The following is a 26,994-nucleotide window of genomic DNA, read 5'->3' as shown; positions in this document are numbered from 1 at the left end:
CTTGAATGGATAAGCCCGGATCGCACGCTCATCTTCGGGGTGACAGGATTAATGAAATACGATCAATGGGTGCACTGTCGTGGACAATAAAATATGGGAGCGGCTACTCGAGGCTGTATCTTTGATGAAGATGCGGGGGACTGGTGAATAAAAGTGAAAGCAAACAATCATGCATCAGTAGTTGTGTAATTTTTACCTTGCGATCGCTACCAACGGTAACCACATGGCCGCCGTCATTACTGAAGGTGGCTGACATGACCCAATACTTATGGGAAATAGTGGCTTTTTCCAGCCATGATCCATCGGCCTCCTGGCCAATAATTTTCGCCGTGTAATCTTTGCTGGCAGTCACCAAATGGCGGCCATCGGAACTGAAGGTGGCTGAATTGACATCGTCAGCATGGGAAATAGTGTTTTTTTCTTTCCATGATCCATCGTCCTCACGACCATAAATTTTCACCTTGCCATCTTCACTGGCGGTTACCAGGTGGCGGCCATCGGCGCTTAAGGCGGCTGATCTGAGGTCACTTTCATGGGGAATAGCGACTTTTTCTCTCCATACTCCATCCTCAAGAGCAAAGATTGTCACCGTGTTATCGTAACTGGCGGTCAGCAAATAGCGACCATCGGAGCTGAAGGTGGCTGAAACGTCAGACTCAAAATGGCTAGTGGTTACTTTTTCTTCCCATGTTCCATCCTCCTTCAGGCTGCAGATTTTCGCCGTGCAATCATAACTGGTGGTCACAAGGTGGGTACTATCGGCGCTGAAGGTAGCTGAGCAGGCCCAGTTATCATGATAAATTGCGGCTTTCTCTACCCATGACCCATCGCCCTCCTTGCTAAGGATCTTCAGTGTGTAGTCGCTGCTGGCAGTCACTATATGCTGATCATCTGGGCTGAAGCTGGCTGAATGGACCTCTTCAAGATGGGAAATGATCGCTTTTTCTTTCCATGATCCATCGTCCTCATGGCCATAGATTTTCGCCGTGCCATCGTCACCGGTGGTCACGACATGGTGGCTATCGGTGCTGAAGTTGGCCGAATTAACATATTCACCATGGCAAATGATCGCTTTTTCTTTCCATGATCCATCGTCCTCATGGCCATAGATTTTCGCCGTGCCATCGTGGCTGGCGGTCACCAAATAGCAACCATCTGTGCTGAAGGTGGCTGATTCAACACGGGCATCATGGGAAATGATGGCTTTTGCTTGCCATGATCCATCGTCATCACGGCCATAGATTTTCACCTTGTGATCGCAACCGATGGTCATCACGTGGCGGCCATCGGTGCTGAAGGTGGCTGATCTGACCAAGTCATCATGGGAAATGATGGCTTTTTTTTGCCATGATCCATTGTCCTCCTGGTCGTAGATTCTCGCCGTGCCATCATAACTGGCTGTCACCAAGTGGAGGCCATCGGTGCTGAAAGTGGCCGAGTTGACATCGCTTCTATGGGAAATAGTGACTTTAGTCTCTAAATTAAACGTTTTGCGTTGCGACATTAAATCAGTGTTGTTGAAAAAGAGCAGCGCAGGAAAATAAGCATGGTTTCGGCGTTCAATGAGTGACTTGATTAACGCCTGATTATTCGTAAACTGCCCCAGCCAACCACTGAGTTGCTGAACATTTTTTGCAGTGACGACTGTCTTTAGCAGGGACTGGTGTGCAGAAGAAAAACGGCGATACCATGCCTTTGCCAGAATGTCTTCTTCTTTAATAACCTCTCGAAAGTGGGTACACACCTGTTTTAAACGGGCAATATCTTTAAGTTTCAAACAGCCAATAATTTTCAATTGTGCCAAGCTGGGCAAATTGACTAGTGAGAGTTCATCCTCGTCACATACAGTAATTTTCCTGCCTGTACTGACACCCTTTGGTGCTGGCATCGATGTAGATTGATCAGGTCTTGGCGAAAGTGAACCGACAATATTGGAGTTGTTATTGACTCCATTCATGCTCTGTTACTCCTGGTATTTACCCTCAATTAAAAAGAACATTTAAAATTGATGCCATGGGTTAGAATCGGTGATGAAATAAAAGTTCATAACAGGTTGTTAAGTGAAACTAACAAAAGTTTCTGTCTTTCAGCACACGCAGAGCAACGTCACTCAGATGGATAAGCCCGGATCGCACGCTCATCTTCGGGGTGACCGGAGTACCGAGCAAGCAAACAATCAATCGATGAATAGTTTAATGATTTGCACCCTGTCATGGTAGCTGACGGTAACCAGATGGCTAACGTCGTTGCTGAAAGTGGCTGATATTTCCGACTCCCGTTGGTAAATCGCGGCTTTTTCTACCCATGATTCATCAGTTTCCTGGCCGATGATTTTCGCCATGTTGTCGTAACTGGTAGTCACCAGATGGCGGCCATCGGCACTGAAGGTAGCTGAGGTGACCGGATCGTCATGTTCAATTTCGGACTTTTTTTTCCACAAACCATCGTCGTCATGGCCATAAATCATCACTCTGCCATCGTAACCGGCAGAAACCATATGACGGCTATCGGCGCTGAAGGTGGCTGAATTGACGTAGTCATAGCCGCCATGGTCGATGATGGCTTTTTCTTCCCACAATCCACCCGCACCCGCCTTCTGGCCACAGATTATCGCCGTGCCATCGTCACTGGTGGTGACCAGATGGCAGCCATCGGGGCTGAAAGAGGCTGTATTGACCACATCTCTATGAAAAATAGTGACTTTTTCTTTCCATATTCCATCGTCCTCATAGCCATGGATTTTCACACTGTAATCGTTACTGACGGTAACCACATGGTATCCATCGGCGCTAATGGTAGCTAAAATGACACCGTCTTCATTGTAAATGTTGGCTTGTTCTTGCCATGTTCCACCCGCCTCCTGGCCGTATATTTTCGCAGTGCCATCCCAACTGGCGGTCAGCACACGGCGACCATCGTCGCTTAAATTAGCCGAGATGACACAGTCATCATGAGTAATTCTGGCTTTTTCTTTCCATGAACCATCATCCTCATAGCCGTAGATTTTCGCCCTGTGGTCGTAACTGGCGGTCACCACGAGACGGCCGTCGGAGCTAAAGACGGCTGAAACGATCTTGTTATCATGGGAAATGATGACTTTTTCTTCCCATAATCCATCCTCATCATGACCATAGATTTTTGCAATGTCGTCGTCACTGGTGATCATCAGATGGCGGCCATCAGGGCTGAAGTTAGCCGAGTTGATGCAGTCATTATGACGAAAGATAGCTTTTTCTTCCCATCTTCCATTAGCCTCCCAACCGAAGATTTTTGTGGTTTTATCGTCACTGGTGGTCACCACGTGGCGGCCATCGTCACTGAAGGTAGCTGATCTGACCGCGCCATAATGGGAAATGATGGCTTTTTCTTGCCATGATCCATTGTCCTCCTGGTCATAGATTCTCGCCGTGCCATCATTACTGGCAGTCACCAAGTGGAGGCCATCGCTGCTGAAAGTGGCCGAGTTGACACCCATCCAATGGGAAAAAGTGACTTTAGCCTCTAAATTAAGTATTTTGCGTTGCGACATTAAATCAGTGTTGTTGAAAAAGACCAGAGCAGGAAAATAAGCATTCTTTCGGCGTTTTATAAGTGACTGGGTTAACACTTGATTATTCGTAAACTGCCCCAGCCAAGCGCTGAGTTGTTCATCGTTTTTTGCGCTGACGACTGTCTTTAGTAGAGACTGGTGTGCTGAAGAAAAGCGGCGATACCATGCCTTTGCCAGAAGGTCTTCTTCTTTAATAACCTCTCGAAAGTAAGTACACACCTGTTTTAAACGGGCAATATCTTTAAGTCTCAAACAGCCAATAATTTTCAATTGTACCAAGCTGGGCAACTTGAGTAGCGAAAGTTCACCCTTGTCACATACAGTAATTTTCCTGCCGGTGCTGACACCCGTTGGTTCTGGCATCGATGTAGATTGATCAGGTGTTGGTGAAAGTGAACCAACAATATTTGAATCGTTATTTACTCCATTCATGCTCGCTTACTCAATGGTTAGCATTTACCCTCAATTAAAAAGAACATTTAAAATTGATGCCACGGGTTAGACTCGGAGTTGAAATAAAAGTTCATTACGGGTTTTCAAGTGAAACTGACAATAGTTTCTGTCTTTCAGCAAAAGCAGAATAGCGTCAATTAGAGGAAACCCCTTGAATTGATAACCCAGGATCGCACGCTCATCTTCGGCGTGATTGGAGTAAGGCTTTTCAGCCGGGTAACAATAACGCAGCTCAGCCTTACTTTTTTACCACCGGCAGCAATAATTTTCGCCACTAGGAGCCTGACCGAGAATGGCGTAACTAGATCCCCAGAGGCTCTCTAAAATTTCAGGATGAGCAAAAAACATCCAATTTTTGGTGTAATTTTGCTCATTTTTGCAAATTTAGGCCTTTTCACAGCCTTTATGCCGCTTTTTTAACCCCTTTTAAATTCTCAAGACGGATTGATCCCGTTGAAGCGGCCTTCACAAATTTTTTGAAATTGTGTGCCGTGCATACCAGTGAGAACTCTGCTTCTACCTTCTCTTTACCACGAAGGCTAAAACTCCTGAACCCTGAGTTTTTTATATGACCAAACGGTGGCTCTGCAATGACCTTACGACGCTCATAGATTGCTTTCGCACTGGCTGTCTCCATTTTCTTGTTCATACGTTGCCGCGCGGGCTCAAACTTGTCTGTGCGGATGACCCTGCCAGCATCCTTTTTTGAGCCACTGCATTGTGAACGGTAAACACACTTCCTGCATGCGTCCTTGTTCGCCCGGTAACTCTGCCTCTTGGCCTTGCTGTCTGGGTTAGTTATCAGCTTCTCCCCAGCCGGACAGATAAACACATCCATTTCTGCATCGTAGTCAAAATCTGCTTTGACAAACTTACGCTCAGAGTCCTTAAGCTGGGTATCTGCTGGCTTCTCTTTTCTGTCGGTGGCTATGTAGCCATCTATTTCATGCTTATCCAGCACATGCAGGTTTGGCCCTGAGAAATAACCATTATCCATGCTCACCTTATCCACAACAGCACCATCGGTTGTCTCAGACAGTGCTTCCAAAGCAGGCTCTGCCTCCTGAACATCATTGGCTTGCTGGCTGATGTGCTGGCCGACGATGATCTGATTATCAGCATCTACGGTGATTTGAGCATTGTAGCTGTACTCACAGTAACTTTTCTTGCTCATGATCCGGGCATCATGGTCTGCAAAGCTTATCTGCCTTTTGTCGTCAATAGGCTCATCAGGGTTCAGGGCTTTTTCGCGTTCTTCAAGGGCTTCTTTGGCCGCTTTGATTTTTTTCAGACGCTCCTCTTTAAACTGGAGGTCTTCAGGAATGCTGTAGCCGTTGCTTGCTTTGTAGGCGTCGTCTTCTTCCTGGTCGCACTGACTGGCTTTTTTGATCAGCTCATCCACTTCTGCACTGAGTTCTGCCTCTTTAGCCTTGAGCCTTCCGTAGGTCATGGCCTTGTGCTTTGAGCTGTTGGCTTTGAACTTGGAGCCATCCAGGCTGATATGGCCCAGTGATGCCATTTTGAGCTCCATGGCCAGTTTGACGGACTGTTTGAAGCAGTCATGAAAAAACGACAGATTTTCCTTACGAAAATCTCCCAGAACCCTGAAATTTGGGCAGTTCATTTGTGAGATATACATGAACGCCAGATCTTGTCGACACCGTCGCTCAATCTGACGGGAGCTGAAAACACCATGGCTATAGGCGTAGATCAGAATAGCGACAATGAGCTTTGGAGGGTAAGCGTGCTGACCAAGGTGGTGATATTTTTTTTCAACCTCAGACGTATCGATGTTCTGAAAAATGCTTTCATAAACGAAACAATCATGGTCTTTGGGAAGCAGGTCGAAAATGTTGGTTGGGAACAGCAGATGCTGGTCAAACTCAACAGGGCTGTCCTTGAATTTTGGTGGTGGTGACATCTGGCATCATCGGAGTTGGTTTAAGGCTTATCATAACAGATAAGCCTATTCTCGGTCAGGCTCCTAGGAGCTTGTCCGAGAATAGCGCCCGTAGCGAGGACGACAGAAAATTGAGGATGAAAATTCGGTTTTGTGAGGAGAATAGCGAGCTATTTGACGAACAAAAGCGGATTTTCAGACCAATTTGCTGCCGCCGCACGACTGCATGGATGCAGGAGCTAGAGCAACGCAGGAGCAGTTGCCGCGTAGGGCAGTCTATTCTCGGACTAATGGGATGGTCCGCCCCTCCTAAACGGCTTCAAATGAGCCAAAATGGAGTTAACCATTTAAACAGGATTAACCGGAGCGAACCACCCATGACTATTTCAGTACTTGGTATCGATATTGGCAAGAACAACTTTCACCTGTTTGGTGTTGATGAGCAGGGTAGCAAAGTCATCAGAAAGAAGTCGTCCAGGAAGAACCTTCTAGAGTACGTGGCAAATCTGGAGCCATGCATTATCGCTATGGAAGCTTGTGGTGGTGCTCACTATTTGGCTCGGTTATTCAAGAACTATGAGCATACTGTCAAGCTGATTTCACCTCAATTTGTCAAGCCTTATGTCAAGACCAACAAAAATGACTACAACGATGCTGAAGCGATTGCAGAAGCAGCTTCACGGCCCAGCATGCGTTTTGTACCTGTTAAAACGTCAGAGCAGCAGGCCTGGCAACTTCTGCACCGCTATCGTCAACAAGCGGTTGATCAGAGAACTGCCCTGGTTAACCAGATCCGGGGGTCACTATTGGAAGAAGGTATTGTAGTTGCCCAGGGTATTGGTAAAGTTCGTGCACAGCTTCCACGAATTCTGGAAGATGCTGAAAATGGACTCCATTCGCTGACTCGTGAGCTGCTACATGGTTTATCAGAAGAGTTGGCCAGTCTTGACAAGCGTATTCAACAGTATGACCAGAAAATTCAGGAGCTAGCAAAAAACGACGACGAATGTCGTCGAATGATGACTATGCCGGGTATCGGAGCCATCACTGCCACAGCATTGAAGGCAGCCATTGGTGATGCGACGTATTTTAAATCTGGTCGACACCTTGCCGCATGGATGGGATTAGTTCCAAGACAGCATTCCACAGGCGGTAAGTCAGTCCTGCTGGGCATCAGTAAACGGGGTGATAAATACCTGCGCACATTATTGATACACGGCGCACGTTCGGTACTCCACTGCCTCAAAAATAAGGATGACCGCTGTAAAAAATGGGTTAGCCAACTTAATGAGCGCAGCAATCACAACGTTGCCGCCGTTGGTCTGGCTAATAAAATGGCTCGGATTGTCTGGGTCATCATGACCCGAAATGAAGTTTACAAGGCTGCATAATGAAGTAAAGGCGGCAGCGGCAAAGTAAAGCATAAGCTTAATCAAAGGGGACCCCCCCGCAGATTGCGATGAGCATGTACAGTTGATGGCAAACAGGTAAAAACCGGCAACCTGAAACCTGATAGGAGCCTTGACCCTTGAGGCCGTCGGACTGATAAGGCCAGGTTGCGCGGATACCCATCAGGGCCAGAGGGTTAGACCTCATGAATAGGCCGTATATATGATTGCAGTTATCTTTGTTTGCTAATTAACAAAACAGGCTCTTGCAAAACGGGGCGGACCATATAAGCTCCTAGCCTTCTGAGTTTGGATCTTCTAAACAGAAATGGATGACAACTGTTTTCCAGTATCCAACATTATTTTCCGTTTTTTTTGATTAATTCAACAACCTCGCATCTTCCTTCATTCTTTTCTGCAAAGCCGGATGCGCCTTGACCCTATGGAGATAGGCGGCAAAGGCCGGATATTCTGAGGGGTCAGGTTCGAATCCGGCATAACCGGCATTGATAAAACAGGAACCGATGCCAATATCAGCCATCATCAACGATTCACCCAAGAGAAAACCTTGTTCCGGAACAACACTTTCCAGATAGGCCAGTGTCCTGGGCATGTTGTCTTTAAGGTTTTGCTGTACTTTGTCTTCGTCCGTTTCCATCCCCATCATTGGCTTCACCACCCGTTCGAAGAACAAACCTTCAGCAATCACTTTCATCAAAACGGTATCAGCGTATTCCTCATACCAGCGGGCTTTGGCTTTGTGGGCCGGATCGGTGGGATACAAAGCAATTTCCGGATAGCGATCTTCCAGATACTCACAGATGATGGAGGAGTCGGCCAGGGTAACTTCACCATCCTGCAGGGCAGGAATTTTTTTCAGTGGACTGATTTTTTCAAAACCCTCCGGGGTATTAAATGGAATGACGAGGTCCAACTCAAAATCCAGTCCCTTCATTTCCAGGGCTGCTATAACCTTTCGGACCATGGGAGAAAGGATTGCTCCGTAAACTTTCATGCTAATTCTCCTTTACTGTGAATCATTTTCATTCCTTAAAGATAAGAAAATGGTTCTATCACTATGACGACTGAGAACCCCTTATCCTACAACCAAGTCTGTTAATAAGACCACTTTATGCTAACCTTGCGTCGTTTATTTACATTCCGATGAAATTCAATGAGACAGTCTATTCTGGGTCCCCTCTCTGCAGAGGCTTTCCTGCAGGGCTATTGGCAAAAGAAACCCCTGCTGATTCGCCAGGCCATAGCGGATTTTCAGTCGCCTCTCTCAGCCGATGAGCTGGCGGGTCTGGCTCTGGAAGAAGAAGTTGAGTCCCGCATTGTTCTGGAGAAGGGAGAAACTCCGTGGGAACTGAGACGAGGACCTTTTAGTGAATCTGACTTTACCTGTCTGCCTCCCAGTCACTGGACACTTCTGGTTCAGGCTGTGGATCACTGGGTTCCCGATGTTCACTCGCTGCTGGATTACTTTGACTTTCTACCCTCCTGGCGCCTTGAAGACATCATGATCAGCTATGCAACCGATGGGGGTTCAGTGGGTCCTCACTACGATCATTTTGATGTTTTCCTGATTCAGGCCGAAGGCAAAAGGCGCTGGCAAGTCGGCCCGGTCTACGATGCCAGCTCACCAAAACTGGAAAACACTGACCTTCATATCCTGTCAGAGTTTGAAGTTCAGGAAGATTATGTCCTTGAACCGGGTGATATACTCTATCTGCCACCCGGTGTCGGTCATCATGGCGCTGCCGAAGGCGAATGCATGACTATTTCAGTAGGCTTCCGGGCTCCCAGTCATCGCGAAATTCTAATACAGTTTACTGACTTTATCGCCGATCAGCTGTCAGAAAGTCTTCGCTATTCAGACCCCGACCAGACTTTGCCCGAACGCAAAGGCGAGATTGATGAAAAAGCCCTGGATCGTCTGCAGACAATCCTGAAAGAGCATATAGAAGATCGTACAATGCTGGCAGACTGGTTTGGAGAGATGATGACTCAACCCAAACACGAGCAGCCTGTCGAAGAGCCCTGGCAAAATTGGGAAACCTTTAAGGAAGAGGCTGCAGGAGTTGATCTGGTGCTTAATGAGGGCTCAAGGCTCGCTTTCAGGGAAGAAAGAAATTCCCTGACACTGTTTGCTGATGGTGTCGCCTATGTATGTCACTCTGCAAGCGCAACGAACCTGGCTCAACAGTTGTGTCAGAACTCTCAACTTGCATCCGATCATTGGTGCTCTGTCGTAGATAATGAAACACGGGAGCTGCTACTCGGCTTGATTAACTCAGGCTCGATCTACCCGCTCTTTGAGGAAAGTGCATAGGACTGATGAATAAGGGTAAAAGCAAACCATCAATCATGCATCTGTAGTTGAATGATATTCACCTTGTGATCGCCACCGACGGTAACCAGATGGCTGACGTCGTTGCTGAAGGTGGCTGATATGACCCAATCCCAATGGGAAATAGTGGCTTTTTCTACCCATGATCCATCAGTTGCCTGGCCAATAATTTTCGCCGTGTTATCTTTACTGGGAGTCACCAGATGGCGGCCATCGGCACTGAAGGTGACTGAACTGACCGGACGATTATGACGAATTTCTGATTTTATTTTCCACAATCCATCGTCATCAAGGCCATAAATTATCACCCTGCAATCGTGAGTGGCAGTAACCATATGACGGCTATCAGCGCTGAAGGTGAAATTGGCGTGGCCATAGCCACCATGGTACAAAATGGCTTTTTCTTCCCATAAACCACCCGCACCCGCCTTATGGCCATAGATTATAGCCACGCCATCTTCACGGGTGATCAAAAGATGGCAGTCATCGGGGCTGAAAGAGGCTGTTTTGACCACATCACTATTGATAATAGTGACTTTTTCTTTCCATGTTCCATCGTCCTCATAGCCGTGGATTTTCACACTGTAATTGTGACTGACGGTAACCAGGTGGTGTCCATCGGCGCTAATGGTGGCTATATCGATACCTTCTTCATGGAAAATGGTGGCTTGTTCTTCCCATGTTCCGCCCGCCTCCCGGCCGTAGATTTTCGCAGTGCCATCATAACTGGCGGTCAGCACATGGCGACTATCGGCGCTTAAAGTAGCTGAGACGACAATGTCGTCATGAGTAATTCTGGCTTTTTCTATCCATAATCCATCGGACTCCAGACTATAGATTTTCGCTGTGTTATCGTCGCTGGCAGTCACCACATGGTGTCCATCGGCACTGAAGGAGGCTGAATTAATAACGCAACCATGGACAATGATGGCTTTTTCTTCCCATAATCCATCGTCATCATGACCATAGATTTTTGCTATGTAGTCGTCATGGGTGATCAGATGGCAGCCGTTAGGGCTAAAGTTAGCTGCGGTGATGTAGTCATCATGGTGAACGATGGCTTTTTCTTCCCATCTTCCATTAGCCTCGCAAACGATGATTTTTGCGGTTTCATTGTCACTGATGGTCACCACTTGTCGGCCATCGTCGCTGAAGGTGGCTGATCTGACCCTGTCATCATGGGAAATGATGGCTTTTTCTTGCCATTTTCCATTGTCCTCCTGGTCATAGATTTTTGCCGTGCCATCATCACTGGCAGTTACCAGGTGGAGGCCATCGGTACTGAAAGTGGCCGATCTGATAGGGCGTCTATGGGAAATAGTCGCTTTCGTCTCTAAACTGAACGTTTTGCATTGCGACATTAAATCAGTGTTGTTGAAAAAGACCAGAGCAGGAAAATAAGCATTCTTTCGGTGTTTTATAAGTGATCGGGTTAACACTTGATTATTCGTAAAATGCCCCACCCAACGGCTGAGTTGTTCATCATTTTTTGCGGAGATAACTGTCTTTAGTAACGACTGATGAGTTGAAGAAAAGCGGCGATACCAGGCCTTTGCCAGAATATCTTCTCCTTTAATAAGCTCACGAAAGTAGCTGCACACCTGCTTTAAACGGGCAATATCTTTAAGTCTCAAACAGCCAATAATTTTCAATTGTGTCAGGCTGGGCAAATTGAGTAGTGAACGTTCATCCTTGTCCGCTACAGTAATTTTCCTGCCTGCACTGACACCCAGACCCGTTGGTAATCGGGCCGATATAGATTGCTCAGGCGTTGTTGAGAGAGAAATATCAGAGTTGTTATTTATTCGATCCATGGGTGGTTGCTCCACACCTCGTATTTATCCTCAATTAGAAAAAGTCAATTAGAAAAGACATTCGAAATTGACGCTGTAAGTTCGACACGCTTTTAAAATAAAAGTTCATAATATGTTTTTAAGCGCAACTGACAAAGTTTCTGTCTTTCAGCATACTCAGAATGACTTCAATCATTTAAAGCTCCCTGGATCGGTAAAACTTAGAGTTTTCATTTTCCACGTATCAAACCAAGAAAAGTTGAAGCTAGTTTCTCTGCTAGGTATATCCTGTCAAGTGCTGCATTTCTCGGTGTTTGATAGATGCTGGATTCAAGCTTTACAGAAAAAAAACCAACGGCAGACTTGTTTGTAACTATTCTAGTGAGGTTGTTTTAGCTAATGAAGGCAAAGTCATGATCTTGGCGCGCACCTTTAAGGTGCTTTTGTTTTCGGTGTTTTTTTGCTTCTTTCAGCAGGGGCTGGCAAAAGATACCTATGGCCTTGAAGAGTTTCGCCAGTATTTTAAAAAGAGCTGGAATCCGCCTTCGAAAGAACAACAAGAGGGCGCAGATAATTCGATCGTGAGTCCCTTTGAAAATATTCGTATTGGCTTTTTCAGACTGAATTTAACGGCTGACGATGTATCTGGAGATGATCGACTGGAAATACATAATGATTTTTTGCTTAATGAGCAAGACTTTAGAAATCTGTCAAGCTTTTACTTTAACTATGTCAACATTGGGGATTCTCAACATCGGCATGGGCGCATTCAGAAAATACTAAGGCTTATATTTCGTATATTCACTGTAAATACGACCACGGAAAACAGCCCGGAAGATCAGGAGCTAATACAGGCAATGGCAAAAAGCCTTTTTGATCCATTGTTTTATAATCAAACCAACGCTGACGGGACTAACCCCTATTACACTATTTTCAATCCAGATTCACCAGAATTCCTGTCTCATCATATCAATATTGATAACAGTTTAGCCCTGATGTATTTTACTTTTCTTGGTCCTTATGTTCTTACCATGAATACCTTCTTACATCATTCTGATGTTCTGATTAGACGTCTCACCCGAAACAGCTACTATCCGGCATTTTCCAATTCACTGCTGTCTGGCAATATCAGCGAATATTATTCTGCGCAAGGCTTTGCCAATCAGCTCAAAGCAGCAAACCTGGACACTGAAACAGCACTTTTAATCGGGCTATGCACTATGGCAAGAGCTTCTACAATGTGCACGAATTTTCATTGGAGCTGGCCAGAGACGCTGGAAGCACTGTTGAAAAAATTCATGCCCACTGGAATTTTGGGCAACTGCTTCAATGCTATTTCGCTCCTACGCCAAGGACCCTTTGCTTCTGTACCCGAGTTTTCGCATAGCTATCAAGGCATGCGAGAGTTTGCATACAATATTCTGGGTCTTGACATTAACTTCACACCCTCGCGTTTATTAGCTAAAGAAATCTATTCACATTCAGGCATTCCCGGCAATCTGTCGGACCATTCTCTCCAGGATACCGGTTCTTCCCGTAATTTTGATTCTGGCTGGCGTTCAGAAAATCAAGGTTCCAACAATGGAACAACGCTGGAAGCAGGAGCAATTGAGGGAGCCACAGAAGGACGTCAGGAATGTTTGATTTGTTCAGGATCACTGGAAGATAAAACAATATCAGAAAACTTCATACGCTCTGTTTTTTGCACAGCCTGTACTAAGAACATTTTGAAGGACTAGCAGCCTGTCGGACTTAAGACTGTCCTACACGGCAACTGCTCCTGCGTTGCTCTAGCTCCTGCATCCATGCAGTCGTGCGGTTGCAATAAATTGGTCTAAAAATCCCTGTTTCTTCGTCAAATAGCTCGCTATTCTCCTCAGAAACAGAGATTTTTATCCTCAATTTCTTGCAATCCTCGCTACGGACGCTTAAGTCCGACAGGCTGCTAGAAAAGAAGGGAAGCCATGCTTCCCTTTTATCTTTCCTGCTGTTTGACATTCTTTCCGGCCTTTACTGGGCTGACTCAGGCGGACCTTCGGTAATTACTACGGGGCTATTGGAGCGGTTCAAACCTTCAAAAGCCTCCAGTCTCACAGGCTTATGGCGTACTTCCTTCCAATGCTTTTCCCAATCGTTATCGTAATCGTACTCACCTTCCTGATGAGTGTTGTCGCCCAGTTTATCAGCGATCACTTTGATACTGTTTTTAATGATTTCCAATTTTTCATTTTCATGTTCAGAATTGTAATTGGCAAAGTTTGCAATCTCATGTTCTGCCAGCACCTTTCTAGCGGTATCCCAAAGTTTATGAAAATCAGCTCGCTCCGTAAGCTGGTCGTCCCATGGAATGAGGGTAACGGGCTCCTCACCTGGAAAGGCAATGGTCACTTTGAGATCTTTTGGAGCATTCTTTGGATTATCCAGAGCCCCCTTGGCTCGATTTAATAAGGAAAACTCCTCATAGCGATTGGAGATCGGAGCTGCTTCATTCAGCTTCTCCTTCTGCCTGGCAATGAGTTGATCCTTAGTCATGGTTTCAAGCTCTCTGAACTCCCTGAAGGCTTTTTCTTCGGGAGTCTCGGGTGCCGGTGGTGCCGGTGGTGCCGGTGGTGCCGGTGGTACAGGTGGTACTGGTGGTACCGGTGGTGCCGGTGGTGCCGGTGGTACCGTTGGTGGTGCCGGTGGTGCCGGTGGCGCCGGTGGTACAGGTGGTGCCGGTGGTACAGGTGGTACAGGTGGTGCCGGTGGTGCCGGTTGTTCCGGTTGTTCCGGTTGTTCCGGTGGTTCTTCACCGGGCCTCAGCCCCAGTATATTTTCGGGGCTTGAAGGATCTATTCTTCTTTCGCTTAAAGGCGTATCAGGCGTCATTTTTGGCTGAAGCTGCCCGAGCTGTCGCTCAGGATTAACAGGACCACTGATATTATGAGTTGATGAATTCCCGTCATTTGATAAGGGGTCGCTGCCGCCAGGACTTCCAGTCGGTATTTGAAGACGCCTACCACTTCCTGTAATTTCCATGCCACTGCTCATATGCTGCTCCTTTCCTGTTAATCGCCATGACCAGAGTCATCGGCAAAGTTCATTCCTGGTTGAGTTGGAAACTCTCCTTAAGGGTCAATGTCTGTTGTCCATATAATGTTTGATTCTGAAAGTTCTAAAAGGTTCCTTCATATCAACTTTTTTTTTCACCCTTAGATTCGAGCTTGAGGAGCACTTTGTCAGCAACAATGGAGTCGGTATGAAGTGATTTCTGCAAGCAGATCACCGCAAACGATGGGGAATATGATCATCAAAAAAGGCCACTCCTGAAACAGAAGCAGCCTTTTGGGAGAAGCAGAGCTTCGGGAGGATGACTACATCATGCCACCCATACCGCCCATACCACCCATGCCGCCCATGTCAGGCATAGCAGGAGCAGCAGCGTCAGCGGGCTCATCAGCAACCATGGCTTCAGTAGTGATCATCAGACCTGCAACAGAAGCAGCCGCCTGCAGGGCAGAACGGGTTACTTTAGCAGGGTCCAGAATACCCATTTCGATCATGTCGCCGTACTCGCCGGTAGCAGCATTGTAACCGAAGTTGCCTTCGCCGGATTTAACCTTATCAACAACAACAGAAGCTTCATCACCGGAGTTGGAAGCAATCTGACGGATTGGACCTTCAAGAGCGCGCAGAATCAGCTCAACACCGGCTTTCTGCTCAGCATTCGCCGTTTCAACAGAGATCTTGGAGAGCGCGCGAACCAGAGCAACACCACCACCAGCTACTACGCCTTCTTCCACGGCTGCGCGGGTAGCGTGCAGAGCGTCTTCTACACGAGCCTTTTTCTCTTTCATTTCCACTTCGGTCGCAGCGCCAACCTTGACCACAGCAACACCGCCAGCCAGCTTGGCAACACGCTCTTGCAGTTTTTCCTTGTCGTAGTCGGAGGAGGAGTTTTCGATCTCGGCACGGATCTGCTCAACACGGGAAATGATATCAGCCTGGTTGCCAGCACCATCAACAAGGGTGGTGTCTTCCTTGGTGATGGCTATACGCTTGGCAGAACCCAGGTCTTCCAGAGAAGCGGCTTCCAGAGACAGACCCACCTCTTCAGAAATAACAGTACCACCGGTCAGGATCGCTATGTCCTGCAGCATGGCTTTGCGACGGTCACCGAAGCCAGGCGCTTTAACAGCAGCTACCTTAACAATGCCACGCATGTTATTTACAACCAGAGTGGCCAGAGCTTCGCCTTCAACATCTTCAGCGATGATCAGCAGAGGCTTGCCAGCTTTGGCTACGTTTTCCAGTACTGGCAGCAGATCACGAATGTTGGAGATCTTTTTGTCAACCAGCAGGATGAAAGGATTTTCCAGTTCAGCAGACATGCTTTCCTGGTTGTTGATGAAGTAAGGAGAGAGGTAGCCACGATCGAACTGCATACCTTCTACTACGTCCAGTTCATTTTCCAGACCGGAACCTTCTTCAACGGTGATAACACCTTCCTTGCCTACTTTCTCCATGGCTTCAGCGATGATCTGACCCACCAGCTCATCGGAGTTAGCGGAGATAGTGCCTACCTGAGCGATGGACTTGCTGTCTTCGCAAGGTGTGGCCATAGCTTTCAGTTGTTCAACAACAGCCGCTACCGCCTTGTCGATGCCACGCTTGAGATCCATTGGATTCATGCCGGCAGCTACGTACTTCAGACCTTCGTTCAGAATAGACTGCGCCAGTACAGTTGCAGTGGTCGTACCATCACCCGCCTGGTCGTTGGCCTGGGATGCGACTTCCTTAACCAGCTGAGCACCCATGTTCTGGAATTTGTCAGCCAGCTCGATTTCCTTGGCTACAGATACACCATCTTTAGTGATGGTTGGAGCGCCGAAAGACTTTTCCAGCAGAACGTTACGGCCTTTTGGACCCAAAGTCGCTTTTACAGCGTCGGCCAGAATGTTGACGCCTTCCAGCATTTGTTTGCGAGCTTCGTCGCCGAACTTAACCTGTTTTGCTGCCATGATGGGTAATCCTTTGGAAATTTAAAACAGTTGCTATGAAATCGGGGTTCCGGGATCAGTCTTCCAGAACAGCGTAGATTTCGCTCTCGGATACGATGATCAGCTCTTCACCGTCAATCTTCACGGTGTCAGAACCAGCGTACTTACCAAAAATGACTTTGTCGCCGACGCTCACACCCACAGGACGCTTTTCACCGTTCTCCAGAAATACGCCGTCACCGACAGCCACTACCACACCCTGGTTTGGCTTTTCAGTAGCAGAACCTGGCAACACGATACCGCCAGCAGAGGTAGTGGTTTCTTCTTCACGACGAACGACCACGCGATCACGCAACGGACGGATTTTCATCGATGTATCTCTCCAACTGTTTATGCCGAAAAATCAGCAATCAACTCTTGTAAAACGGTCTGACTTGCATCGCCAGAACCGAACCCAATTATCGGTACTAAGTAGGTAGGGGTGGCTTTTGTCTTTTCAAGGGGGTACTAAGATTTTTTTTCATCTTCGCGCTTGAACTCACCCTCAAGGGTCTGGTGAATCCCCCGGTTAGTGTCGACGTCTTCACGGTAGTATTCACCCTCAAACGTGCTGGATGACGCCTGCCAGCGACCATTTTTGATCATTCGTCTTACCAGCATACTGCGCACCGGGGGAATGAGCAGAACCAGCCCGATAAAATCGGTGATAAAGCCGGGAACCATCAGCAACACCCCGCCCAGGGCGGTTACAAAACCTTTCAGCAATTCCAGTGCAGGCTTCTCGCCACGATTCATTTTCTCTCGGGCCTTGAGCATGGTACGAAAACCCTGACGACGGATGACCGCCATACCTGCCACCATACCCAGGATAACCAGAGCCAGTGTATTAAGTGCGCCAATATAACTACCTACCTTGATCAGCACGACCAGTTCAAGAGCAGGGAGCAGTAAAAAAATCCAAACGGGGAAGCGCATAGAAGCCTCCAGAGACAATGGTGCTTCTTATATAATGTTAATTGTGCAAACTTCAAGAGTTTAGACGCAAAAAGCCCCGAACACGTCGGGGCTTTTTGCTAAAAGCAAAGCCTGTTATCAGGCCACTTTAGCCATCTCAACCAGAGTCTTGCGTACTGCCATTGGCTCATCCACTTCTGTCGGGAAAGGAATACGAACCAGCCTGTCTTTCAGTAGCAGGTGCATGCCAGTGGCATCAATACCTGCCATCTTTGGCTCAACACCTTCCGGAAGATCAATATCAGCAGCTTTGCAGTACTTCACCATCGCCTCGACATGATCTTCGTTCATATGCTTGACCATGCCCTTTTCTACGCTGCCGTAAAATGGGTTTTCACGAGTCATCAGCTCATTTTTTACCCAGAAAATCTGACCAAAACCACCGATGAAACGAGCACGCTTTAGATGAATTCGGTAGAAGTCAAAACCATGGGTTTTGTGATAATGGGCAGAAGGTGGGAAGAAAGAGTAGTAACGTTGCTCCAACTCCTTCAATTCTTCACTGTCCGTTGTAATCTTTTCTGCATCACCCATCCAGGTCAGACGACCAGCTTTATGGATATCGTCTACACCGCTCTGGGTAATGATCAAAGAAACCTTGGGGTTGGCTTCAATGTTTTTGGTGTGCTGAGCAAGATCACTGATCAGGATGATCGGGTTGCCCTGCCCGTCCAGGCAGTATGGCATAACAGAACCAAACGGGTATCCGGGCACATCATCAGAGTGAGTCGACAAAATACCGTGGTACTCATTCAAAAGTAAGTTGCGTGCGTCGTGTGCTGCCTGAACCTTGGGTTCCATCTGTTTCCCCCTGAATTTTCATATCATAAAACATACCACTTATAACCACTGCCTTTGAAAATTTTCCAAATCCAGCGGGTATATTTCGATATGTAGAATACTGCTGATCAACCTATAGCTGGAATCAACTATGGCTGAATATTAAGACACCTGTTTCAGGTATTTTTCGGCGATTATATATTAATGAGAGTGATTATCAATAAGATTTTCATGCGCTGTTAGCCGCTAATCACCAGGCAGACATGCAATCATTGAACAATACCGCAGACTGTTAACGTTGGAACTTTGTTCGAGCATTGAGGTCTGAATGCTCAGGATGGCTGGTAACGCACTTAAATCAGCCCATTTACCTCAATTTAACTTACAGGAATTTCGTCATGCAGATCGGTAATCCAATGGCTCAGAGCCTGTCAATGGGACAGCCTGCTTCCACATCAGCCAATGCCTCTGAGGAGGGGGTGTTTAGAAATATCAGGAAAGTTTTTTCCTGGTATGATCCGATGGAGGGAACCAGGACAAAATTATTACCCAGCTTAGCACTCGTGGCGGGGACTGCTTCTGCAGGAGCGGTTTCCCTGGATGCTTTGGTAAAGAACTGGCCCCCTGTCACTGTGCCAACCGGCACAGGTCTGGCCGATCGCGCTGTTGCCGTGCTGGAAGATACCGTTCAGAGACATCCATGGGTCTGCGGTGCCGCCGTCGGAGCAGCAACAGCTTTCGTAGGGTTGAGCATGCTTGCCAGCAGTCTGAAGCCATTGGCCAAAGAGTGTATAGAAGCTGCCCGGGACGGGGTGAGGCATGAGCTTCACAGAGACTTTCAAGAAATCACGGTTCTCAAAGAGCTGATTGCTCAACATCAGAAAAAGATGTTGGAACTTAAGCCCCTTCTATCGGAGGAGAAAGCAAGATACAAAAAACATTCACAGAAAGCCTATGAGAATCGCTTGGCCGAGTTCCGGGAAGAAGCTAATAGTATGGCGGGGCATTTGAAAGGTTATGTCGATGGCTTGCTGTCGTCTGGCCGCAGTTATCGGAGAAATGTCCTGCGTGGAGATAACCCGGCTCATCTTTACAGGGCTGGTGTGGAGTTAGAAAGGTTTGTCAGCAGGGAGAATCAGGACTATTCATTCCTTTCCCAACGACAACTGCTTGATGCACTCAGACCTGTCTTAAGTGAGGATGAATTAAAGAGAGTTAAAATCATACTCCGAAACTTTCCTGTCAAACCCTACCTTTTCGTCCATCGCGGGCCAATAGCCAGAGAGTACGCAGAAATTCGGGAACAAAGCGCATCAGACCAAAGAGAGGTTGGCGAATTGCAATCCAAAATCAGAAAAGTGCTGGCCCAATACCCGATTTTAAACCCTGACGCTGCTGGTAATATTCCCGAACCTCCGGCTAAGGAGTTTGGGCGCTATATGCCAGAGTAATTTGATCGATGGTGTCGTCATTGAACTAAGGCCAGGTTGCGGGCTCAGAGTTCCAGAGAGGCTCCTTATCCACAAAAGCGCTTCTGACAGTGAAAGATATCGCTACATCCATGGCTGATCAGGAAGAACTCTGACAAAGCAGCTCGTTCTAATGGCTGCTCCGCATAACAGAGCCGTTTATAGAGAATTCGTTGTGTTCCGTTACAATCACTAAGTGGTTTTCAGACGCAGAAGAACAGTAGAATGAATCTTGAACGAAGCAACATCCTGATTACCGGCGCTGCCCGAGGTCTGGGCAAGGCCATGGCGCTGCATCTGGCAAAAAAAGGCGCTGGCCTTGGACTGATAGATCTTGAAAGCGAAGCCCTGGATCAGGCGTTAAAAGAATGCTCTGAGCTGGGAGCAAAAACCATTGCCCTGCCCACCAATGTCGCCAATGAGCAGCAAGTAGAAAACAGTGTCAGGCTTGCCAGAGAGAAACTGGGCCCGCTCAATGGTCTTATCAATAATGCAGGCATCCTGCGTGACGGCTTACTGATCAGGGCAAAAGACGGCAAGGTCACTGACAAGCTCTCATTGGCAAAATGGCAGTCAGTCATTGACGTCAATCTCACGGGTGTTTTTCTTTGTGGTCGTGAGGTGGCGGCCAGCATGATTGATTCAGGCAGCAAAGGATTGATTCTGAACATTGCCAGCATTTCCCGCTCAGGCAACTTTGGACAAACCAACTACTCCGCCGCTAAAGCCGGTGTCGTCGCCATGACAGTATCCTGGGCCAGGGAACTGGCTCGTTTTGGCATCAGGAGCGCTGCAATTGCACCGGGCATGATTGAGACTGAAATGACGCTGGGCATGAAGCCTGAAGCCCGCGCCAAAATGACTGCAGGTATTCCGGCTGGACGTATGGGCAAGCCTGAAGAGATTGCGGCAACTGTCGCCTTCATTTTTGAAAACGACTACTTCAATGGTCGTGTATTGGAACTGGATGGAGGTTTACGCCTCTGATGGGTCGCCGCAGAAGCTATTTGCCTCTGCGGCCAGCCTCCACCCTCTCTACCAGGAATAACCAATGCCCACCTTGATCTGACTGGAGGTTTTGTCAGCACCCTCTGTTGGAATACTGTCGTAATCCAGATAATGCATCAGGTTTAAAGAAAGACTTTCAGATAACCCCACCCTCAAACCATGCTCCCCATCAAACAACCACTGCTGACCTGAGTTCAGACGGTAAAACAGCTTACTGTTAAAGTAATACTCAAGGTTATCAATGAGCTTCTTCCGGTACACCAGCCCAGTTGTCACGGCCAGGTTTTTTTGGTTATCTTCCAGCTGATAATCTTCCCAGAGATGGGTCAGGCCGACAGTGGTAATCAAGGTTTCTTTGACCGTTTCCCTGAAGCGGTAACCTACCGACCCTCCCAGGGTCAGTCTTGATCTCAGATCTTCCGCGGAGTCGTACTCCTGCTCCAGAGAGCCCTGGACAAACCAGTGTTCAGTGAAATAGCGACTGTACGCATACCCCAGCTCCCACTCTTTGGTGGAAGAGTCTGAGTCTTCTTCTTTCTCTATTTCAATGTCCCACTTAAAACTGTTCTTGTTCCACTCGTCATTGATATCGAGATTGCCACTGAGCGTGAAGGTGGTTTCATTGTCCTCACCCTGATCACTGTCCAACCCAAAGTTGACTTTGCCTGCAATGTCCCAGTTAGAAGCCAGTACGGGTTGTTCACGGCGAATTTCTGCTACTGGCCAGGCGGCCGAGAAGCTCCGCTCAAAACCATCGGGATCCACAACCACCAGTTGGTCGCCATTGCTCTTTAACTGACGCTGCTGAGCCTCTTTCTCACCAATCAAACCAATCCAGACGGGCTGATCGGTTTCAAGAGAACGAACATGACGCCAATTGATGGAAATATCTCCAGCATACCGGGTAGAAACAGTCAGTTTACCCGCTTCCAGCCCCATGATTTTGCCACTGATTACATCTCCATTTTCCATCCATATCTTATCCCCATGGGCCATCGCTGCCATGCAGGAAAGAAGTAGTACCCAGACTTTGCGTAACCCAGGAAAACGGCCAATGCCCCTGAAACACTGGAGCCCCATGAATACCCCTCGATGAATCGATGTCTTAATGCTTTATAAGGGGGACAAGAGTTCCAAATTAATGAAAGCTTAACAAGAGGGAAAGCCGCTATAGGCATCAGTTTTGCCTCTACAAACGGGTGCCTGGAACCAACAAAAAGGCAGAATCATCGTTTGTCTTGCCATCTTTAGGTGCTTCGTCGGGGAACACTGAAAAACTTTTCACGACAAATGGCCAACAGATTAAGATATGCTTGGCTGGTAATATCTATCCCTCGACTAGTTTTCCAATCACTCTGGAGACCAGGCTTGCAAGCACCGTTCAGTCCATCCGATATCTGGCTCATCCTGACCAAAATACCCGGGGGTAAGGTGGTCACTTATGGACAACTGGCCAACATGGTCGGTGCTCCGGGCTATGCCCGGGTAGTGGGTAATATTATGAAGCAACTGCCTTCAGGTTCCGGACTTCCCTGGCACAGGGTCATCAATAGCAAGGGACAGATTTCGTTTCCGGAAACCAGCGCCAAGTATCAGCAACAGCAATCCTTGCTTGAGTCAGAAGGTATTACTTTTCTTAATGGCAAGGTCAATCTGAAGCTATATCAATGGAGTGGAGATTAAAGTTTGAACGATCAGGATCAGCACCCGGAAGACATTGCTCTGGCGATTGAAATTATTCGCCAGTTGGAAAACCTTAACTATCAACCCGAGACCATTCTCCAGGCAATGATGCATATTTGCAGGGATTCTCTCGGCAAGCTTCCTGAGCAGGAAAAAGAACAATGGCGGGCAAAACTCATTGCCGAGATCAAACGCTAGCGGGCTTTTAGCCCGCCTGGTGTCAATCGCGTGCAGCTTCCTCAGATTGCTCCATAAGCCTCTGCACGTAACTGATTAACAGCAGCACCGGCAAACCAAGAATAGCGGAGCCTGCAAAAAAGACAGGATAGTTCACTGCATCCACCACGCTACCGGAGTACCCCGCCAATAGTTTCGGTACAAGCGACATCAGCGAACTGAAGACTGCGTACTGCATCGCTGTGAATGCACGATTCGTCAAACCGGAGAGGAAAGCAACAAAGGCAGCAGAGGCAATACCTGCACTGAGATTGTCAGTTGCGATGACCACAGCCAGAATCCAGGTTTCAGGTTCCATTTGAGCCAGCAGGGAAAACAGCAGGTTACTGATAGCAGCCAATAGCCCACCGATCCAGAGAATTTTCATCACCCCGTAGCGAAGGGCTAACAATCCCCCCAGAAAACCACCGGCAATGGTCATTAACAGACCAAAGGTTTTGGTAACAGCTGCTATCTGTTCCTTGCTGTAACCCATGTCCTTGTAGAACACATTAGCCACTGCCCCCATAACAATATCGGCAATCCGATAGGTGCCTACCAGCAGCAAAATATAGATCGCCAGTTTTCCGTAACGCGCAAAGAAATCAGCAAAAGGAGCCACATAGGTTTCTCTGACCATCCCCTTGGGCGCTACGTTCAGACTGATCATCAACCAGGCAGCCCCACCACCCAGAGCCACACTGAACAGCAATCGGAAAGATTCAGAAAAGAACCCTGCAACATGAACTGAAACACCGCCATCAACCAACATTGTTTTCAACTGGGAAGAGATCTCGGGAGTTAATGTAAAACCTGCAACAAAAGCCCCTGCCGCTACTACAAACAACCCCAGAAAACGAACATAGTCACTGGTGCCATAATCCTGAGAGAAGGCAGACTGATTGTTTTCAGGCTCTGGAATCAACAAGGTGGTGACAACCCCTACCAGCATGAACGCAGCCATACAGCGATAGACAGAAGCCCAGGCCTGGTAGTGATAAACGGATTCATCACCCCCTGAAAACCAGCTGGCCAGTGCCAGACTGCCAGCCCCGGCCACCAGCATGCCGACTCTGTAGCCCGCAATGTAGGCGGAAGACATCATGGCCTGAAGATCGCTCTCTGCAGCTTCTATCCGGTAGGCATCAATCACTATATCCTGTGTAGCAGATGAGAATCCCAGCATCACAGCCCCCACTGCAACCCAGGTCAATCCATAGACAGGATCATGACTCGCCATAAATAAAAGAGCAGCCATCACCGCGAACTGGGCGAGTAATAGCCAGGCTCTGCGACGCCCGAGACTTTTTGTCAACCATGGCAGAGGGACCCTGTCTACCAGAGGGGCCCAGACAAACTTGAAGGAGTAACCCAGGGCAGCCCAGCTAAAGAAGGTCACCATGCTGCGCTCAACACCCGCCTCCCTGAGCCAGATAGAAAGGCTGCTGAATATGAGTAATATGGGAAGGCCGGCTGAAAAACCAAGAAACAGAACACTGATGACCCTTGGATGCCTGAAGCTTTTCCATGCCTCTCCCCAGGAACGGGAAGAAGAGTCCATTAGTTGCATTCTGCTCCTCCGGGTTTGCTCTTCACAGATGTCAGCGAGTTCTTCGTTGAACTCATAGAAAGGTGCCCTGATAATAACATACCGTTAACGTCTTCCAGTGGTCGAATCTGGCAAATTTATTTTATAGAACTATCGGGAAAGTTTAATAAAAGCACACCTGAACATGCCGGGGAATATTTTTTGTCTCGATGTTGATTTACCGGATGCCGGTTAACAGGAGAGGCAAGCCCCTCCTGCCAGAATCAGTCTCTGAAGTTGTTGTACTGCAGAGGCATCTCGGTATCCGCTTCTCTCAACAATGCAATAGCGGTCTGAAGATCATCACGCTTCTTACCCGTAACGCGAACCTGCTCACCCTGAATGGCTGGCTGTACCTTGAGCTTGGCATCCTTGATTATCTTGACGATTTTTTTGGCTTGCTCTTTATCCAGCCCCTGACGAACTATGACATCCTGTTTGACCTGTTTGCCAGAACCATAATGATCTTTCACTTCCAGACATTTAACATCAATGCCCCGCTTGACCATTTTGGTTTTCAGCATTTCAACCATTTGCAGCAGCTGGAAGTCAGCATCGGCCGTCATCACAATCTGGTTTTCACCGCTTTTTTCAAAGCTGGCTTCAACCCCTCTGAAATCATAACGGGTGGTCAGCTCACGGTTCGCCTGATCGACCGCATTGGTCAACTCGTGCATATCCACTTCTGAAACAATATCAAATGAAGGCATGAGGGATTCCCCAATCAACAAATTTTAAACGTTGACGACTATTGTATCCGAGAATCCCTGTTGAATGGCAAGCTTAGGTTGAACAGGGTATGGCAATCAGGATGATTGACCACGGTCTTCCAACCTGAAACCAATTCTGACGGTTACCTGAAAGTGTGCAATCTCACCATCCTCAACATGGCCCCGATGCTCCACCACTTCGTACCAGCCCAGGTGATTAAGAGTGACACTGGCAGTGGCAATAGCATTGCGAATAGCGTCATCGCTGCTGACAGTCGAGCTGCCTACCACTTCCAGGATTTTATAGATGTGTGCCATAAATACTCTCCACGACATTGGAACGTCAGGAGAAGTATAGACGTCCATTTAATCACGTTTGCCAAGAACAAACATTTGATAACCGAACTGTCCCAGGAATTTTCTGTAGATTTCCAGCTCAGTCTCAATATTCTTCAGCGCTAATGAGTCAGGCATGGCAGGTGACAAGTCATGGATTCGTTTTTTCAGTGGTTCGGAGTAGTTATCCCAGGACTCCCGGCTTAGAGAAAAATGGTCGACTATATCATATCCGACAGCGTCCATTTGCTTGAGACGAGTGCTGATCGTCTCCATATCAGGGTAGTCTTGCTGCCAATAGGCCATCGCTTCCTGGTCCGGATTATCAGTTAGCCATACCAGGTCGCTTACCACCATGAAGCCACCGGGCCGCAGTAATGACTGCCATTGCGTCAGGGCTTTTTGGACCCCCATGATATAGGCACTGCCTTCCGACCAGATAAGATCAAAGCTTTCACTCTCAAAGGGCAATTCAGTCATGCTCACGCAAACGCTGGAAAGCCGTCCGGAAATATCCTGCTTCTCAAAACGCTCTTTTAATCGAGCCAGTGCTGACGCTTCATTATCTATGGCAGTGATGTGTGCTTCGGTATTGTCTATCAACACTCTGGTTGACAGGCCTTTGCCACAACCAATCTCCAGAATATCAGCAGGGGCTTCGGGCACCAGTGATAATGCTTTCAGCGTGTCTTTTTCACTGCCTGGCCCCCAGCGCTCGAGGGTCTCATAAACTTTCATGAAGTCGATCATGTAAGATTCGTGATCATTCATATCTTTTGTTAACCATTTAAATTTGATGCATTCTTAAACCATCAATTAAGCCTGCGGAGTTCGTGTGGGGCCGCCTGGGTGAGACTTGGAAAGGCCTGGGGTCTTGAGGATAGACTCGTCGAGAGGTGTAAGTATACCTCTGCCTGTCGATGAAAATCAGGATGCAGGGGAATCCATATAGATATTCTGTTGGGCATCTGTGAAACGTACTAAGATGACGAAGATAAAGAATGATGATTTGCACTGTGCGGTGGATCTCCAGCTTACTTGATGCGCCAAGTAGAGCATATCAGCTTTGGTGGTCGCGAGGACACGACTTAGCTTCCTGAGTGCAACCAGCCATGCTTTGTGGTAACACAATCTTGCCTAAGCGTTCAAAATCTGTGTTGCCACAAAGTTGAATAATGGATGAATGGCATCGTTTTTATAATCCAATTTATCCAGATAATGGCATTGTGTCGGAATGAACGTTTTGTGTGCTACTGACGATTATTTGTGGTCTAGATAGTGGGTTCTTACAGATGATATACATTAATCGCGGTTTCTTGTTTGCAGTCATTGCCTTATGCTCATTTAGTACATTAGCGGAAGATGCTTACATCTATTTTGCACACTATCCAGGCACACCTAAATCAGAGAGGCATAGTTATACCATTCGAGCTGGTGGTGAGAGTCAGGGCATGTATGGCGTATACTATCCAGGTGTGGCGCATTTGTCGGAAGACGTCGCCGATGTTGATTTAGAAACGAGTTGCCCACCGGATTACGTCGCGGTGCATTGGAAAGCAAATCTGCATCAATCCTATCAGGACTTTTTTGTCACACGGGATGATAAGCCTTCTGTAAAGGCTCGATTCAGATGGTATAAACCTTATGCTGATCTGCCTTATATTACGGTTTTTGCGAATCCTGGCCACATACTTACGTTTTATCAAAACTGGAGCGAAGGTAGGGTCGACTGTTCTGAACAGGATACCTTGCTGTATGTGGACTAGTTTTTTAT

The 26,994-nt window shown here is 47.5% G+C and carries 25 protein-coding genes; 9 read left to right on the top strand and 16 right to left on the bottom strand.

What is annotated here, in order from left to right:
- Positions 1-103: 103 nt before the first annotated feature.
- From ACOMHB_RS06965 to ACOMHB_RS06955, 3 genes are all read right to left on the bottom strand, one after another.
- The gene (locus tag ACOMHB_RS06965; protein ID WP_448216040.1) at positions 104-1,957 is read right to left on the bottom strand and encodes an F-box/WD repeat-containing protein; all 1,854 of its coding nucleotides are present in this window, start codon (positions 1,955-1,957) and stop codon (positions 104-106) included.
- 219 nt (positions 1,958-2,176) lie between these two features.
- Positions 2,177-3,982: an F-box/WD repeat-containing protein gene (locus ACOMHB_RS06960; RefSeq protein ID WP_448216039.1), complete on the bottom strand. Its 1,806-nt coding sequence runs from the start codon at positions 3,980-3,982 to the stop codon at positions 2,177-2,179.
- Positions 3,983-4,406: 424 nt separating this feature from the next.
- Positions 4,407-5,924 (bottom strand): IS1182 family transposase, encoded by a 1,518-nt coding sequence (locus tag ACOMHB_RS06955; protein ID WP_448216038.1) that lies wholly within the window; start codon positions 5,922-5,924, stop codon positions 4,407-4,409.
- Positions 5,925-6,280: 356 nt separating this feature from the next.
- Here ACOMHB_RS06955 and ACOMHB_RS06950 point away from each other — a divergent pair, with 356 nt between their 5' ends.
- Positions 6,281-7,294, top strand: a complete 1,014-nt coding sequence (locus tag ACOMHB_RS06950) for an IS110 family RNA-guided transposase (protein WP_448215063.1) — start codon at positions 6,281-6,283, stop codon at positions 7,292-7,294.
- 376 nt (positions 7,295-7,670) lie between these two features.
- Here ACOMHB_RS06950 and ACOMHB_RS06945 read toward each other — a convergent pair whose 3' ends face one another.
- Complete coding sequence (locus tag ACOMHB_RS06945) at positions 7,671-8,306, bottom strand: glutathione S-transferase family protein (RefSeq protein ID WP_422132602.1); 636 nt, start codon at positions 8,304-8,306, stop codon at positions 7,671-7,673.
- A gap of 159 nt (positions 8,307-8,465) precedes the next feature.
- Here ACOMHB_RS06945 and ACOMHB_RS06940 point away from each other — a divergent pair, with 159 nt between their 5' ends.
- Complete coding sequence (locus ACOMHB_RS06940; RefSeq protein ID WP_448216037.1) at positions 8,466-9,626, top strand: JmjC domain-containing protein; 1,161 nt, start codon at positions 8,466-8,468, stop codon at positions 9,624-9,626.
- Positions 9,627-9,655: 29 nt separating this feature from the next.
- Here ACOMHB_RS06940 and ACOMHB_RS06935 read toward each other — a convergent pair whose 3' ends face one another.
- Positions 9,656-11,458: an F-box/WD repeat-containing protein gene (locus ACOMHB_RS06935; RefSeq protein ID WP_448216036.1), complete on the bottom strand. Its 1,803-nt coding sequence runs from the start codon at positions 11,456-11,458 to the stop codon at positions 9,656-9,658.
- Between the two features lie 293 nt (positions 11,459-11,751).
- Between ACOMHB_RS06935 and ACOMHB_RS06930 the strand changes: the two genes are divergently transcribed.
- A complete protein-coding gene (locus tag ACOMHB_RS06930; RefSeq protein WP_448216035.1) occupies positions 11,752-13,176 on the top strand; it encodes a hypothetical protein in 1,425 nt (474 codons plus the stop codon).
- Between the two features lie 271 nt (positions 13,177-13,447).
- Here the strand turns inward: ACOMHB_RS06930 and ACOMHB_RS06925 are convergent, their stop codons facing one another.
- Complete coding sequence (locus ACOMHB_RS06925) at positions 13,448-13,969, bottom strand: hypothetical protein (protein ID WP_448216034.1); 522 nt, start codon at positions 13,967-13,969, stop codon at positions 13,448-13,450.
- Between ACOMHB_RS06925 and ACOMHB_RS06920 the strand changes: the two genes are divergently transcribed.
- Positions 13,968-14,315: a hypothetical protein gene (locus ACOMHB_RS06920; RefSeq protein WP_448216033.1), complete on the top strand. Its 348-nt coding sequence runs from the start codon at positions 13,968-13,970 to the stop codon at positions 14,313-14,315. The two genes, ACOMHB_RS06925 and ACOMHB_RS06920, sit on opposite strands and share 2 nt — an antisense overlap.
- Here the strand turns inward: ACOMHB_RS06920 and ACOMHB_RS06915 are convergent.
- The 5 genes from ACOMHB_RS06915 to ACOMHB_RS06895 all read right to left on the bottom strand — a co-directional run bounded on the left by ACOMHB_RS06915 (position 14,302) and on the right by ACOMHB_RS06895 (position 18,231).
- Positions 14,302-14,460 carry a hypothetical protein gene (locus ACOMHB_RS06915; protein ID WP_448216032.1) on the bottom strand — a complete coding sequence of 53 codons (159 nt, stop codon included), beginning with the start codon at positions 14,458-14,460 and terminating at the stop codon, positions 14,302-14,304. The two genes, ACOMHB_RS06920 and ACOMHB_RS06915, sit on opposite strands and share 14 nt — an antisense overlap.
- Before the next feature lie 330 nt (positions 14,461-14,790).
- A complete protein-coding gene (gene groL, locus ACOMHB_RS06910) occupies positions 14,791-16,437 on the bottom strand; it encodes a chaperonin GroEL (protein ID WP_422132594.1) in 1,647 nt (548 codons plus the stop codon).
- A gap of 55 nt (positions 16,438-16,492) precedes the next feature.
- Positions 16,493-16,786 (bottom strand): co-chaperone GroES, encoded by a 294-nt coding sequence (locus ACOMHB_RS06905; RefSeq protein WP_448216031.1) that lies wholly within the window; start codon positions 16,784-16,786, stop codon positions 16,493-16,495.
- Positions 16,787-16,923: 137 nt separating this feature from the next.
- The gene (locus tag ACOMHB_RS06900; protein ID WP_448216030.1) at positions 16,924-17,391 is read right to left on the bottom strand and encodes an FxsA family protein; all 468 of its coding nucleotides are present in this window, start codon (positions 17,389-17,391) and stop codon (positions 16,924-16,926) included.
- A gap of 117 nt (positions 17,392-17,508) precedes the next feature.
- Positions 17,509-18,231: a HugZ family pyridoxamine 5'-phosphate oxidase gene (locus ACOMHB_RS06895; RefSeq protein WP_448216029.1), complete on the bottom strand. Its 723-nt coding sequence runs from the start codon at positions 18,229-18,231 to the stop codon at positions 17,509-17,511.
- A 377-nt stretch (positions 18,232-18,608) separates the two neighbouring features.
- On the opposite strand from ACOMHB_RS06895, the gene ACOMHB_RS06890 reads away from it, so the two are divergent.
- Positions 18,609-19,661: a hypothetical protein gene (locus ACOMHB_RS06890; RefSeq protein WP_448216028.1), complete on the top strand. Its 1,053-nt coding sequence runs from the start codon at positions 18,609-18,611 to the stop codon at positions 19,659-19,661.
- A gap of 243 nt (positions 19,662-19,904) precedes the next feature.
- Complete coding sequence (locus ACOMHB_RS06885) at positions 19,905-20,666, top strand: SDR family oxidoreductase (RefSeq protein WP_448216027.1); 762 nt, start codon at positions 19,905-19,907, stop codon at positions 20,664-20,666.
- 48 nt (positions 20,667-20,714) lie between these two features.
- Here ACOMHB_RS06885 and ACOMHB_RS06880 read toward each other — a convergent pair whose 3' ends face one another.
- Positions 20,715-21,659 carry a DUF481 domain-containing protein gene (locus ACOMHB_RS06880; RefSeq protein ID WP_448216026.1) on the bottom strand — a complete coding sequence of 315 codons (945 nt, stop codon included), beginning with the start codon at positions 21,657-21,659 and terminating at the stop codon, positions 20,715-20,717.
- 396 nt (positions 21,660-22,055) lie between these two features.
- Here ACOMHB_RS06880 and ACOMHB_RS06875 point away from each other — a divergent pair, with 396 nt between their 5' ends.
- Positions 22,056-22,370 carry an MGMT family protein gene (locus ACOMHB_RS06875; protein ID WP_448216025.1) on the top strand — a complete coding sequence of 105 codons (315 nt, stop codon included), beginning with the start codon at positions 22,056-22,058 and terminating at the stop codon, positions 22,368-22,370.
- A 3-nt stretch (positions 22,371-22,373) separates the two neighbouring features.
- A complete protein-coding gene (locus tag ACOMHB_RS06870) occupies positions 22,374-22,568 on the top strand; it encodes a hypothetical protein (RefSeq protein WP_448216024.1) in 195 nt (64 codons plus the stop codon).
- 22 nt (positions 22,569-22,590) lie between these two features.
- On the opposite strand, the gene ACOMHB_RS06865 is transcribed toward ACOMHB_RS06870, so the two are convergent.
- From ACOMHB_RS06865 to ACOMHB_RS06850, 4 genes are all read right to left on the bottom strand, one after another.
- The gene (locus tag ACOMHB_RS06865) at positions 22,591-24,156 is read right to left on the bottom strand and encodes an AmpG family muropeptide MFS transporter (RefSeq protein ID WP_422132582.1); all 1,566 of its coding nucleotides are present in this window, start codon (positions 24,154-24,156) and stop codon (positions 22,591-22,593) included.
- 242 nt (positions 24,157-24,398) lie between these two features.
- Positions 24,399-24,884: a YajQ family cyclic di-GMP-binding protein gene (locus tag ACOMHB_RS06860; protein ID WP_448216023.1), complete on the bottom strand. Its 486-nt coding sequence runs from the start codon at positions 24,882-24,884 to the stop codon at positions 24,399-24,401.
- A gap of 96 nt (positions 24,885-24,980) precedes the next feature.
- Positions 24,981-25,202: a dodecin gene (locus ACOMHB_RS06855; protein ID WP_317142992.1), complete on the bottom strand. Its 222-nt coding sequence runs from the start codon at positions 25,200-25,202 to the stop codon at positions 24,981-24,983.
- Positions 25,203-25,250: 48 nt separating this feature from the next.
- Positions 25,251-25,991, bottom strand: a complete 741-nt coding sequence (locus ACOMHB_RS06850) for a class I SAM-dependent methyltransferase (RefSeq protein ID WP_448216022.1) — start codon at positions 25,989-25,991, stop codon at positions 25,251-25,253.
- 521 nt (positions 25,992-26,512) lie between these two features.
- Here ACOMHB_RS06850 and ACOMHB_RS06845 point away from each other — a divergent pair.
- Positions 26,513-26,986 (top strand): hypothetical protein, encoded by a 474-nt coding sequence (locus tag ACOMHB_RS06845; RefSeq protein ID WP_448216021.1) that lies wholly within the window; start codon positions 26,513-26,515, stop codon positions 26,984-26,986.
- Positions 26,987-26,994: the final 8 nt, after the last annotated feature.

Source organism: Endozoicomonas sp. 2B-B (assembly GCF_053470045.1).
This window is presented reverse-complemented; position numbering and strand designations above follow the sequence as displayed.

Bases quoted from the DNA above. Each gene is read 5' to 3' on its own strand.
- ACOMHB_RS06845 (WP_448216021.1), top strand. From the start codon at position 26,513: ATGATATACATTAATCGCGGTTTCTTGTTTGCAGTCATTGCCTTATGC.
- ACOMHB_RS06860 (WP_448216023.1), bottom strand. From the start codon at position 24,884: ATGCCTTCATTTGATATTGTTTCAGAAGTGGATATGCACGAGTTGACC.
- ACOMHB_RS06850 (WP_448216022.1), bottom strand. From the start codon at position 25,991: ATGAATGATCACGAATCTTACATGATCGACTTCATGAAAGTTTATGAG.
- ACOMHB_RS06955 (WP_448216038.1), bottom strand. From the start codon at position 5,924: ATGTCACCACCACCAAAATTCAAGGACAGCCCTGTTGAGTTTGACCAG.
- ACOMHB_RS06890 (WP_448216028.1), top strand. From the start codon at position 18,609: ATGCAGATCGGTAATCCAATGGCTCAGAGCCTGTCAATGGGACAGCCT.
- ACOMHB_RS06920 (WP_448216033.1), top strand. From the start codon at position 13,968: ATGGTTTCAAGCTCTCTGAACTCCCTGAAGGCTTTTTCTTCGGGAGTC.
- ACOMHB_RS06855 (WP_317142992.1), bottom strand. From the start codon at position 25,202: ATGGCACACATCTATAAAATCCTGGAAGTGGTAGGCAGCTCGACTGTC.
- ACOMHB_RS06865 (WP_422132582.1), bottom strand. From the start codon at position 24,156: ATGCAACTAATGGACTCTTCTTCCCGTTCCTGGGGAGAGGCATGGAAA.
- ACOMHB_RS06895 (WP_448216029.1), bottom strand. From the start codon at position 18,231: ATGGAACCCAAGGTTCAGGCAGCACACGACGCACGCAACTTACTTTTG.
- ACOMHB_RS06885 (WP_448216027.1), top strand. From the start codon at position 19,905: ATGAATCTTGAACGAAGCAACATCCTGATTACCGGCGCTGCCCGAGGT.
- ACOMHB_RS06950 (WP_448215063.1), top strand. From the start codon at position 6,281: ATGACTATTTCAGTACTTGGTATCGATATTGGCAAGAACAACTTTCAC.
- ACOMHB_RS06965 (WP_448216040.1), bottom strand. From the start codon at position 1,957: ATGAATGGAGTCAATAACAACTCCAATATTGTCGGTTCACTTTCGCCA.
- ACOMHB_RS06935 (WP_448216036.1), bottom strand. From the start codon at position 11,458: ATGGATCGAATAAATAACAACTCTGATATTTCTCTCTCAACAACGCCT.
- ACOMHB_RS06905 (WP_448216031.1), bottom strand. From the start codon at position 16,786: ATGAAAATCCGTCCGTTGCGTGATCGCGTGGTCGTTCGTCGTGAAGAA.
- ACOMHB_RS06945 (WP_422132602.1), bottom strand. From the start codon at position 8,306: ATGAAAGTTTACGGAGCAATCCTTTCTCCCATGGTCCGAAAGGTTATA.
- ACOMHB_RS06880 (WP_448216026.1), bottom strand. From the start codon at position 21,659: ATGGAAAATGGAGATGTAATCAGTGGCAAAATCATGGGGCTGGAAGCG.
- groL (WP_422132594.1), bottom strand. From the start codon at position 16,437: ATGGCAGCAAAACAGGTTAAGTTCGGCGACGAAGCTCGCAAACAAATG.
- ACOMHB_RS06925 (WP_448216034.1), bottom strand. From the start codon at position 13,969: ATGACTAAGGATCAACTCATTGCCAGGCAGAAGGAGAAGCTGAATGAA.
- ACOMHB_RS06960 (WP_448216039.1), bottom strand. From the start codon at position 3,982: ATGAATGGAGTAAATAACGATTCAAATATTGTTGGTTCACTTTCACCA.
- ACOMHB_RS06940 (WP_448216037.1), top strand. From the start codon at position 8,466: ATGAGACAGTCTATTCTGGGTCCCCTCTCTGCAGAGGCTTTCCTGCAG.
- ACOMHB_RS06900 (WP_448216030.1), bottom strand. From the start codon at position 17,391: ATGCGCTTCCCCGTTTGGATTTTTTTACTGCTCCCTGCTCTTGAACTG.